The organism is Stieleria marina, from assembly GCA_007741555.1.
Taxonomy (GTDB): Bacteria; Planctomycetota; Planctomycetia; order Pirellulales; family Pirellulaceae; genus K23-9.
This window is the reverse complement of sequence record CP036526.1, coordinates 7,419,861-7,432,153: the sequence shown is the minus strand read 5'-3', so window position 1 is coordinate 7,432,153 and position 12,293 is coordinate 7,419,861. Positions and strand designations below refer to the sequence as shown.

Here is a 12,293-nt window from a genome sequence, read left to right as displayed (position 1 = left end):
TTGTACAGTGAAAGCTTTGATTACCGGTTCCGCTAACCGTTACGCTGTGCGTAGATCTCCTATCCTAAGGGTGAAGTTAATCGAGCGGGCACACACAAAAGGTAACGTCATGAAGGCTATTCGCAGGGTCGCGATCGTTTCATGCTCCATTGCAGTCAGTCTACTGATGAGCGAATTGAGCATCGCGCAAAGCAGGATCATCCGATCGGGATCACGAACTTATCGTGTTGTTCCATCGTCTTCGGCGCGAGCCCAGGCGGTATCGCCGTCCCGCTCCGCGAGTTCTCGAGCAGTACAGCGCTACACACCGCGCCCGACGGTCTCGAGTCGTAGTTCTGCAAATCGCACTTCGGCAAGTCGTGTCTTGGCAAAGAAAGCTCCGGCGAGTGAATCGACCAATCGCGAAAAAGCGGAACAGGCCGACTCGGATATTCCGGCTTCGGCATTGCTGACCGAACGCGGCATGGAACTGGTCGCTCAGCTCAAACGCTTGCGTTATGCAGAGGCGACTTTAGGAAGCCGGCATCCATCCATGCCTGGCGTGCAGGAACAGATCGTTAGCATTCGGCGTATTCTGAAATCTTGGGGAGATGAGGACGAAAGCAACGCGAGTTCCAGGGACGAAGCTGGCGAACCGGACAAAGAGATCGTCATCGTTTCCGAATCAGTGCTAGATGCTTTGAGCAAAGATGACCTCAAGCAGCTTGTTGTACGATTGGCAGCCGATGTTTCAAAGTTGCGTCGCCGCATCGATGAACTGCAAGATGAACCGCTAGCGGAAGACGAAATCTAACGCGATTTCAGTCGACGCATTCTGAATCGGCACTCCCCCCCCCTTCTGCATCAGCGCGCACATCGAAATTGCTTCGTCGATGACATCAGTATGCACCAACGGCTGATAGGCTCCGCTCTGCCATCAGTCGGGAGGGCAGACTTTGGCCCTGCTAAAGTCTGGATTTGTGAACCAAATCAATGCACTTGACGCTTCCAGGTTGCGAAAAAGCAACGCTGGTTTGTTTGGCTCAACAGGGAAGCACACAAAACAGGGCGCGGTAGGAAGTTCGCAGTTCTTTTTGCGAAAAAATCCGTCATTGAGGGAAAACCTGTCATAGGTTTCTGATGAGCGGCCATCATTCGATTGGCCGGCTCCTTTTCAAATCTAATCTTTTCCCTTTGTCTGACATGCAAACCGTTCGCGAGAATGGGACGCAAAGCCGTGGGTCTCCTTTGAGACAGCCTGGTCGCCGGACACTTCAGTCATCAAATGACGAAAGTGATCGTTAACGTGTATCGCAAACTCACCATCCAATCGCTCGAAGCAAAAAAACTTCTCGCCGCTGATATCGGTCTCTCCGACACTGGCGTATTGGAAATCGTTGGTACGGATGACGGCGATGTCGTAGAGGTCTCCGAAAGTCGTAAAACCATCACCGTCCAAAATGGTGACGAAAAGATCGAATTCGCTTGGAACGACGTCAAGTCTTTATCCTTTGTAGGTGGCGACGGCGACGACACTTTTGTCAACAGCACTCGCTTGGCATCCGTTGCTTACGGTAACAACGGAAATGACACGCTGATTGGCGGCAGCAAGACCGACGTCTTTCATGGCGGTCCCGACAACGACACGTTGCAGGGACGGTCTGGCAACGATGAGCTCCACGGCGACTATGGCGACGATGTGCTGGACGGCGGAGACGGCAACGACGATCTTCGTGGCTGGTACGGCAATGACGTGTTAGCGGGCGGAGATGGCAACGACTACCTGTCGGGCTACAAAGGCGACGACATCATCCACGGCAACGGTGGCAATGACACGCTGAAAGGTCATGACGGTAACGACGAGCTATTCGGCGACAGCGGCAACGACAAGATCTACGGATGGAAAGGCGACGATTTGCTCGACGGCGGTTCAGGCAATGACTATCTGTCAGCTTGGAGTGGCGACGATATCTTGGTCGGCGGCAGTGGCAAAGATGATCTTCGCGGTCACTCAGGCAACGACGTCATCATCGGTGGACGCGACGCTGACAAGATCAACGGCGGTTCGGGAGAGGACTTTGTCATCACCGGGTCAACCGACATCGACAATGACACCGAAGCGTTAGACAAGCTGATGTCAGTCTGGAACACCGATGAATCGGTGAACGATCGTTACGACAACTTGAAGGGATTCATTCACTCTTCAGTCGACGCTTTCGATGCTCGTAAAGACGAAATTACGGATGATCGCAACGAACTGGATCTGTTCGTATTCGATAAGTACGACGTGTTCATCGACGCGTAGGGCGAGTGTTCCGCATTGACGCTTGGAAACAGCGTTTGAAAGAGATACTCCTTAGGGAGTTAACGGCTGAAGGCTACCGCAACCAAAGTTGCGGTAGCCTTCTCGTGTTTGCCATGGTCCGGCGTATCCGCCGGGAATTCCAGACGCCCCTATTCCTGATCGGCGGATGCGTCTGCGTCGTTGCCCGAATCGGCGTCATCGCTTGATTCAGCTTCGTCAGTTGCATCGGTCGCGGTCGAATCGGTCACAGCTGCCGGTTCTGCGTCGCCAGTGGTCGTCGCGCCTGCTTCCTCTTCGGATTCTTCTTCGGCAGGGGCACGAACGATCGCGATCAAGCTATCGCCTTCATCGACGTTCATGATCCGGACGCCTTGAGTGTTCCGTCCAATCGTGCTGATGTCGGACGCGGCGATCCGCTGGATTTTGCCTTTCGCAGTCATCATGAAGACTTCGTCCTCGTCGGCTACGCGGGCAATCCCAATCACTGGGCCGTTTCGATCACTCGTGCGGATATCGCGAAGTCCCTTGCCGCCTCGTTTCTGCGTACGGTACTTAGCGCTGGAGCTCGTTTCGTCTTCGGATGAATCGTCGCCATCACCGGCGTTGGGGCCAAAGAACGTTCGTTTGCCGTAACCCTTTTCGCAAACAGTCAGCAGCGTTGCGCCGGGGTCGGCGACAACCATTCCAACCACATGATCGTCTCCGACCAAAGAAATGCCTTTTACGCCGGACGTGTTACGACCCATCGGCCGCGAATCCGATTCACGGAACCGGATCGCCATGCCGGACGCCGTCACCAGGATGACCTCATCGCCGGGGCCAACTACTTTTGCGCCGACAAGTTCGTCGCCTTCACGCAATTTGATCGCGATGATTCCGCCACGTTTGGGGCGGCTGTAGGCTTCCAGGGGAGTTTTCTTGACCAAACCACTACGCGTTGCCATCACGACGTAGTGGCCTTCCTGATTGAAGTCACGGACGGCCAAGCACTCGGCGATTTTTTCGTCTGGCTCCAAGCTCAATAGGTTCACGATCGCACGGCCTTTGGCATCGCGAGCCAATTGCGGCAAGTCGTAAACCTTTTGCCAACGCACTTTGCCGGCGGTCGTTAAGAACAGCAAGTAAGCGTGCGTGCTGGCGACAAACAAGTGTTCGATCGGATCTTCGCCGTCCGTCTTGGCACCCTTGAGACCTTTGCCGCCGCGTTTTTGCGTGTTGTAAACGCTCGACGGAGTCCGTTTGATATAGCCTTGGTGACTGATCGAAACGACCATCGTTTCTTCGGTGATCAGGTCTTCCAGGTCGATATTGCCGATCTCCTCCATACTGATTTCGGTGCGACGCTTGTCACCAAACCGGCGTTTGATGTCTTCCAAGTCCTCACGGATCATGGCGTAGATGCGTTTCGGATCGCCCAGAATGTCCAGGTAATCGATGATCTCTTCAAGCAGGACTGCGTGTTCGCCTTGCAGTTTTTCTTGTTCCAGGTTGACCAACTGGCCCAGACGCATGCGGAGGATTTCGTCGGACTGCACACTGGTCAGCGTGTAGGTGTCTGATTCGCCGCGTTCTAGCTGGAACTGTTTGAATCCAACATCGCCCAGAGCTCGCTCCATCATCGAAGCAGGACACTGAATGCCCATCAGCCGCTCTTTGGCTTCGGGTTGCGTGCGACTGGTGCGGATCGTTTTGATGATCTCGTCGATGTTGGCAAGAGCCAGCAGCAGGCCCTCGACTGAGTGCTTTCGTCGGCGCGCTTTGGCAAGCAAGAATTGCGTCCGCCGGCGGATCACATTGACGCGGTGACGGATGAACTCCATCAAGATTTCTTTGAGCGTCAACTCGCGTGGCTTGCCGTCCACCAAGGCCAAGAAGATCAGCGAGAACGTGTCCTGCAGCGGCGAAAACTGATACAGCTGATTCAGGATGACGTCAGGGTCTTCGTTGCGTTTGAGTTCGATGACCAAACGCACGGGCTCTTTCAAGTCACTCTCGTCGCGGATGCCCGAAATGCCCTTGATCTTGTCCGTGTTGACCAGCATCGCGATCTTTTCGACCACGCGGTCACGGTACTGCTGATAAGGGATCTCGTGGACGATGATCCGCGACCGATTGCCCTTCATCTCTTCGATCGAGCACTTGGCGCGCACGATGATCGTGCTGCGACCGGTCTTGTAGCCACGACGGATTCCCGCGCGACCACAGATGATGCCGCCGGTCGGGAAGTCCGGCCCAGGCACGATGTCAAACAGAGCTTCGTTTGACGTTTCTGGTTCATCCACCAGTTTGATGATCGCGTCGCAAATCTCGGTTGGATTGTGCGGCGGAATACTGGTGGCCATGCCGACGGCGATACCACCGGAACCGTTGATCAGCAGGTTCGGAAACTTACTAGGCAGAACCGTGGGTTCGGTACGCGCTTCGTCATAAGTCGGGATGTAATCGACGGTGTCTAGCTTCAGGTCTTCCAGCATCGCCGCCGCGACTGGACTCAAGCGAGCTTCCGTATATCGCATCGCAGCGGGTGGGAGGCCGGCAACGCTACCGAAGTTACCTTGTTTGTCGATCAGCAATCGACGCAGGTTCCATTCTTGGGCCATCCGAACTAGCGTCGGGTAGATAACACTTTCACCGTGTGGGTGATAGTTACCCGAAGTGTCACCCGAAATTTTTGCACATTTGACTCGCTTGGCACCCGGCGTCAGGTTCAAGTCATTCATCGCGACAAGGATTCGTCGCTGCGAAGGTTTCAAACCGTCGCGAACGTCCGGCAATGCTCGGCTGACAATCACGCTCATGGCGTAAGTCAGGTAGCTATCGCGAAGTTCGTCTTCGATCGGCAGATCGATCATTCGGAACGCGCCAAAACCGCCGCTATCACCGCCGACGTTGATCATTTCACCGCCGCCGCCTGATCCACCGCGAGAGTCACCGTCAGTGGCTCCGTTGCCGCCAGAACCACCTTGGCCTTCACCTTCGCCATTGGTGCCTTCTTCTTCGCCGTTTTCTTCGTTTTCGTCGTCTGCCAAGGTCGTTTCCTAGCTGGTCGCAATGGCCAAAAATAGCCCGTCATTTGCAGTAAAAACCAAGCCCGAATTCTATCCTTTTGAGGAGCAAACCACAACGACCCCAGGCGTCAACCGGAAGTCGCAATCGCCCGTAAAAAGCGACGTTTTTTGCACTCCGGGAATCGTTGGCAGCGTACTGGCAGCAGCGTGTTTGAGATTGCGATGTTTTCCGCTGCCCATCGCTTCGCAATCGGGCCTGAATAGGCGTGACAAAACGGTGCCGTCGCGTTTGGATTCACGCCCGCCCGAACTGCAATCGGAACGCGCAGTCAGTCGCCCAAGAGACCAGGGGCAGCTGAAACCGCTGGCTGTAGCATTCCGGGCCGACTGGCTCGGTTTTACGGATCGCAGTTTTCGGCGTAGTACTTTTTTTCGGCGCAGTACTTAAGGCCCAGCACCTAGTTTGACGATGCGCTGGAGCTCTTGATTGGAATCGTGGTACCAGTCTTTGGCCAACAGATGAGTGATTCTCCAGCCAAAGGCGCTCAGCAGTTTGGGCCGTTGAACATCACGTTCGAATACGTTTTCGGTGCGGTAGCTGGCGTCATCCAGTAAGATCCCCAAGCGATATTGGCTGTCGCCCGGTTTCATTATTGCTAAATCGATTCTGAAATGACTTTGCCCGACGTCTTGGTCTACCTGCCAGCCCTTGGATTCCAATGCCGCGACGATTTGTTGTTTAAGGCTGCTTGGTGGCGTCTGCGAGTTGCTTTGGCCATGTCGCGGGTGTGCCAAGCTTTTTAATAATGCCGTGGCGTCTTGGTGTTGGCCATTGCAGTGCGCCTCTGCATAACGCAAATAGTCACGCAGTGCCGCGGCCCCGGTGTTGTAATCATTGGTGATCGTGGAGTGCCGCATGCTAGTGATGATCGCCATGTGGTGCTTGGCGCGACTGAACGCAACATTCAGTCGTTTCTCTCCACCGCTCTTGTTGATGGGACCAAAATTCATTCGGGTGCGACCGGTCGTGTCGGGGCCGTAGCAAACACTTAGCAGCACGACGTCGCGTTCGTCGCCTTGAATGTTCTCAAGGTTCTTGACTAGCAAGCCAACAAACTGGCCGTCTTCTTCACGTACCGATTCTTCATCCAGCCGACGTGCGAAATCGGCATCCTCGTCGGCCAACCGTGCCAGAGCGGATTCGATTTCGGATTGCTGAGCTTGCGAAAACGCGATCACCCCGATCGTTGGTTTCGCAGGCAGTCGCTGCGACTGGTAGTCGGTGTCCTCCATGCAAAGAAGGTTGCGCACCAGTCTGGCGATGTGGTCGGCTTCGGCGCGATTGCGACGGTCGTTGTAGCATCCATGATTCAGAAAGTGAAAGCTGATTGGCCGGTCACGAAGCATCTTGGACGCATCATCCGCGCCGGTGATGTCTTCGATCGGACTGCCATCCTCTCGGTCGATTGCTAGGTTTTCTTCCGGAACCGTCAGGAGGCGTCCTTCGTAGAATCTCCAGTTCGAAAAACTGATTAGCGATTCGCTGCGACTCCGGTAGTGCCAGCCTAGCATCGTGGACGCCAGATTTCGATTGGCGAATTCCAAGAAGCTTGCCGACGAGAGGTCGTAGCTCATGTCGTCGCCATCGTCATCGCGATAGGTAAACTCATCTTCTTCGTTGCTGGTTTTCTTGGCGGCGAAAAAGTTCGTCGGCGGCAACTGCATTTGATCGCCCACGACCACGACCTGTTTGCCACGGCATAACGACGGAATGGCGTCCTGGAGCGTCACTTGGCTGGCTTCGTCAAAGATGACGACGTCAAAATCGTCAGCCAAGGGAAGTGTGTCGGAAACACTTAACGGACTCATCAACCAGATTGGTTTCAGGTCGGTGATGACACGCCGGCAATCGTTTGACAGGAGCGTGCGAATCGGCTTGAAACGCATTTGTTTGCCAAATTCATGCTCCAGTTCGCGGCGGCCTTTTTTGTAGCTGCGACGTTGATTCCGATCTTCACGCGTCGTGGGAGTGGAATCGTCGGCGAGTGCGACGTGTTCTAAAAAACGACTTGCAACGGAATCTAGGACGTGCTGGCTGTTGGCCGATTGCCATTGTTCGTACAGTTCCGACAGTCTTGCTGCGTGTGCCGAACGCATGCCACCGTTGTACGATTCGGCTGCCGGATGCCGACTGAGTTCGCGACGGTACGTCCGGTCGGCGATGGAAGATTCAAGTTCGTTTTTTGACAGAGGCAAGCGTCGCATTGACCAAGACAGTTGAGGCGGCATGGCTGCGAGCGATTCCATGATGGTCAAGAATCTTGGAAGCTGCGTGAGGTCTGCTTCTATGTCATCCAGTTTCGCCATCCACTCGCGAAGCGTTGATTCGTCCGCGCAGTCAGTCAGCGCCTCGAGCGACTTCGCTAAACTGTCAGCCATCGGTCCTGTTTCTGCGATGCGGCGCATCGTTTCGCCCGGGTTGCTGCTCCGCATGACAGGTCGGTGCACGGTCGACCGAAGCTGTTCGTTGTTGGTGAAAGATCGCATGACGCGATTGATCCGGCCCGGCCACAGCAAAGGGTCTTCTGCGATCGGGTACTTTTCGATCAAGACCCGCGTCTCTTGGTTTGCGATGGCATTTTTGGCGTGTTCGACCTGCAATTGTTTCAGCAGGGTCAGCCACTTCGGACGAACCGCGTGCGCGCTTAGTTGGTAGCTGCGTTTCAGGACGCTCCTGAGACGCCACCACGTCGGTTTCAGAAAACGACTGACTCGGCCTTCAAGATGCGTGACAACCTCCAAGGCGGCATCGGTGTCTTCAGGCGATAGCTTTTCTTTCCAGTGAGTGTTTTTCGCCGCGGCCTGTTCAGCGTGGTCGCGCAACTGTTGAAGCCTTCGCACGCGTTTATTCAACTTGGGAGTGATCTTGTTCCCTAGTTCGATCGTTTGCATCAATCCCGCCGCGGCCAGTGGTGCAGCCGCGTCGGTGTATTCGACGGCTTGCTGTACATGCTGAATCGTTTGCCAAGCTTCGTCGGGGAGCCCTGCTGCGGCGAAACGTTTTTGAATCGCGTTCAAGGATCGTTTCGCAGCCGAAACATGCGACTGAATGGCTGCCAATGGCTGTGGTTGACTAGCCAATGAGGGACGCAGAAGTGCCAGCGGTTGGCTGGCGAGCGAGGCTTGCGGGTGCAGCAATGCCAGTTTCTCCTTTACCGCGTCGATATGAGATTGATTGGCGAGCCAGTCAGCGTAGTCTGGCAATTGCTCTGCCTGGAGTGCTGACAGTTGTGGCAGGTCGTCGCGCAGCTTCAGGCATTGGTCCAGTAGGTCCTCCAACGACATGCCTGCCGAATCCAGCCTTTGTCGCATCAGTTCATTGACGTTTTCTAAACAAGCTAGCTCCGTGCGGATTTTTTGTGTCAGTGACGTGCGTTGTTCCATGCCGGCGCGGCTATCGCGAGCCAAAAAACTTTCGTAAGTCAGCTTTAAATCGACGATGAACTCTTTTTTGTCACCTTGAGCATCGTGAATCAAGCAGGCTGCTGGTCCGAGCCCAACGGCTTTTAGCCGTGCGTAGACGACGTCGATCGCAGCCCGCTTTTCGCAAACAAACAGCACGCGTTTTTCACGTGCGACGAAGTCTGCGATCAGGTTGGTGATGGTTTGACTTTTGCCCGTCCCAGGTGGTCCCTGGACGATGTAATTTGTGCCCTGGCGTGCTTCGGCAATTGTGTAAGCCTGAGTCGGATCGCAAGCGACAACGTCAACCCGATCGGTCACGCTCAATTGTTCCGGTTGATTTCGGTTGGGTTCGATCGAGCTAGCCGAAAAGAGGGCTTCAAAGGGGCCGTTGTCAATCGGATCGGCAATCATCGCGTCGTAGTCGCGAACCAACGACATGCGGCGATACTTGAACGATGCCAGCGTGATATTGCAAAGATCCACTTGCCAGTGATAGGGATTGCCCGTGCCACCTTCTTTCCAACGATAGAGAGTCTTTGCAGCAGTAGGTTCTGTTTCGTCGGGCACCATGTTTTGACGTCGCGGCGCAGCGTGTCGTCGCGTGATCGCTTCGAGCTGTGTCTCGGGGTGGCGAACTAGGCGTTCAAAAATTCGGATACCCAGCGGGTGATAATTTGCCGGATCGTAGCTGTACTGCAGATCGCCGAAATGCCGCACGCCCCGGCCGCTGACACGAGCACGTTTCTTGTACAGTTGCAATCGCTTTTGAGCTTTGTCATGGATCAAAGCGATTTGAGGTCGGTCGACGACATCCAACTGGATCGATGCGTCGGATTGTGAAATCTTTTGCTTCAGCTGCGCCGCCAAGTCCTGGATTGCCCCCGCTTGTAGCGGAATCTTTTCCGGCAACTCGATCGCATAGAGTTGCTGCATTTGATGACGAAGCACCGGATTGACTTCCGCCTCATCTTCGACGGCTTCCAGGTAATACTTGTCGCGAACGCCCTTTTTCTTTTTTAGTGAAACGGACACTAGTACCAAGGGCGAATGGTAGTGTTCGGCCGGTTGGACTTTGATGTTTGACCAGTTCAAGAACGCCATTGCCATTCGCAAGCCGCCAAACCCGTACTCCGCACGGTCGCGCCGGTCATCGGTGATGATGCGGTCCAGGACGTTGGGTGCGTAGAGGACTTCTTGGAAATCGATTGTGCGATTGAGCAAAACTGTTTTGCCGTCCCCCAGTTTTTTTAGCAGCGCATCATCCGCCAGTAGCAGTTTTTTGCGATCGATGTTTTCCGGATCAAGTGACAGCGGTATGGACGCCTGAGTCAAATTGATGGTTGCCATCGTGGGCGAAAAATGCAGCAGTCGATTTCGCCGAGTCGTATCGAATAGTCGCTTACGAAGCCCACGCAGAATCAGCTCGCTCTTAGTCGAGTCATTGGATTCGGCTCCCGGCAGTCCAGTGGTGGAAAGTTCCGGGTCAAATTCAATGCCAACCGACGCATCTCGGTAGTTTTCCAAGGTGGACGCGACTTGACCCAAATCGTGAATTCGTTGGTCGCGATGAAGCTGGGTTGTCTGGAAGATAATCTGCGCGACGACCGGATGCAGTTTGGGCGCGATCGTAAACAGATTCTTTCGCGCTGATGCGAATTTTTTGACGTCGTCAAGATTGCAAAAGTCCAGCCCACACGCGAGGCTTGCTAGTATCTGTCCCAAACAAAACACGTCGGTGATCGGGTCGTGATGACCGAGCAGCTGTTCCCAGCTCTGGTATCCGTTGACGAATACAGGGGACAGCACGGCGGCATCCGCTGGAGCGACGTCACCGTTTACTTGAAGGTTGCCGGGCACGCTGCGAATCTCATCAATCACTTCTAGCGACGAAGCGTCGGACCGCCAAGCGTTTTGTACCTTTGCGATTTCGATGCGAATCGGTTGCAGGTCTGACTGATTGAAAAAAAGATGCCCCGAATCGACTTTGAGTCGTTCGATGCCCTGGAGCGGAGCGACTTTGCCATGGGCGTGCGCGTCGATCGCTTGGCGAATCAGTGGCAGCAGCGCGCTGACCACGTCGTCGGTTGGCAAGCCGCTGTCGGCGAGTGCTGTATCAATCAGCTGATCGATTGTCTTGGTCGGCGATTCTTTTGTTGGTCGATTCACGCTCCCAAGTCTCCTTGGTCGGCAGCGGCAATCAGATCGGCTTTCTTCTTGTTCAGATCGCGAATTTGTTTGACGCGAAGTCGCAGTTCTTTCTTCGCCAAATCGGTGATCGTATCACTCAGTGAGAAACGCTCGGCCAAGTCCAAGGCAACAGCGAGTGGCAAGTTTTCGCAATTTCGATCGCTCGTCGCAAAGTCCAGCAGCAAGTAGCTGGCGTATTGTTTGATCGACGGCGTACAAGTTTTGATCTCGTCAGCAAGTGCGTGAAGTTGCTCGTTGGACACGCTTGTCGGCTGGTAGTTTTCAAAGAATAGCTTCGCATGTGACAAGGCTGCGTCGGTACGCAGCCAACGATGGCGAAAGAATGCGTCGACAATCCGCCGGGTAAGGCTGGTTAGGGATGACTGTGCGATTAAGTCCAAACGATCCAGTTGCGGACTGCCTTGAATCATTTCAGCAATCGATTTGTCAGCTGATGTTTGCGTATCACCGTCGCCAACGGCATTGTCGGTGGCCCAGGCCTGAATCGCTCTCGCACGAATGTGCATTTCGGGATGTGTGTTTTGCTGGGATGCGTTGCTGTCGGCGGCAAAGATCTCGTCGGCTTGATCAAAATATGATTCGCTGTCGACTTCGTTTGACTGAGTGCCGATTTTGAGCAGCGCAGAGATGACGACGTTTGCGTCGTCGACGATGTGGCAAGCCACTCGGTCGCAAAAGATTTCCGCATAGAGTTTCGCTAGGCGTGCTGATTCGAGATGCGAAACGGCCGCCGACGGATCGCTGGCCAATGATTCCAGCAAGCGATGGGCGGTCGCGTATTTTCCTTCTTGCAATTGCCTCAGCAGAACGTGCCCCATTTCATGAGCCAAGACGGCGGTGAGTTCGATTCGGCCAAGTTTTTCGGCCAGTGGCCCGTGTAAAACCAGATGCGTTGTTTTGCCCAACGCAACCGCCGTGGCGTTCCATTCGGCGGGGTTTTGTCCTTGGTAAAGGGTGATGTTCGCATCAGCCAAACCGATCGCCGCGGCCGTAGCATCAGCGGCAGAGTAAATTTCAGCATGCTTTTGTCGATCCAGGCGAATAGAGGATCGTAGTAGATCCAGCCGGTTTGCTTCGGCGTCCGCTGCCGCCAACTCATCCGACGCTGCCCATTTCCAAGCTTTGGGCATCAGTCCACGAAGCAAGTCGGCGATCTGGTCCAGGTACGGAGGCACCGAATCAGCGAGATCGGTCGTGGATGGACTGGCGTTCACGATTGGCGGTTTTAAATTCGATGACGACAGAGTGAACGGGATTGCAAGCACGGTGAGCCAACACTGGTTGCAGCACCTCGCATCGCTTCAGTCTAATGCATTCACGCTGCGTTT

At 54.6% G+C, this 12,293-nt stretch carries 5 protein-coding genes and 1 riboswitch; of the genes, 2 read left to right on the top strand and 3 right to left on the bottom strand.

Annotated features, from left to right (window positions below; genetic code table 11):
- The first annotated feature begins 364 nt into the window (after positions 1-364).
- Positions 365-793: a hypothetical protein gene (locus K239x_RS26320; protein ID WP_145421265.1), complete on the top strand. Its 429-nt coding sequence runs from the start codon at positions 365-367 to the stop codon at positions 791-793.
- A 380-nt stretch (positions 794-1,173) separates the two neighbouring features.
- Positions 1,174-1,249, top strand: a riboswitch (cyclic di-GMP riboswitch).
- 15 nt (positions 1,250-1,264) lie between these two features.
- Positions 1,265-2,284 carry a calcium-binding protein gene (locus tag K239x_RS26315; protein ID WP_145421264.1) on the top strand — a complete coding sequence of 340 codons (1,020 nt, stop codon included), beginning with the start codon at positions 1,265-1,267 and terminating at the stop codon, positions 2,282-2,284.
- A 149-nt stretch (positions 2,285-2,433) separates the two neighbouring features.
- Here K239x_RS26315 and gyrA read toward each other — a convergent pair whose 3' ends face one another.
- The 3 genes from gyrA to K239x_RS26300 all read right to left on the bottom strand — a co-directional run bounded on the left by gyrA (position 2,434) and on the right by K239x_RS26300 (position 12,179).
- Positions 2,434-5,181 (bottom strand): DNA gyrase subunit A, encoded by a 2,748-nt coding sequence (gene gyrA, locus K239x_RS26310; protein WP_145422596.1) that lies wholly within the window; start codon positions 5,179-5,181, stop codon positions 2,434-2,436.
- A gap of 555 nt (positions 5,182-5,736) precedes the next feature.
- Positions 5,737-10,923, bottom strand: coding sequence for an AAA domain-containing protein (locus K239x_RS26305; RefSeq protein ID WP_145421263.1), 5,187 nt, complete (start codon positions 10,921-10,923; stop codon positions 5,737-5,739).
- The gene (locus K239x_RS26300; protein ID WP_145421262.1) at positions 10,920-12,179 is read right to left on the bottom strand and encodes a M48 family metalloprotease; all 1,260 of its coding nucleotides are present in this window, start codon (positions 12,177-12,179) and stop codon (positions 10,920-10,922) included. Before K239x_RS26300 ends, K239x_RS26305 begins: the two co-directional genes overlap by 4 nt.
- Between the last annotated feature and the right edge of the window lie 114 nt (positions 12,180-12,293).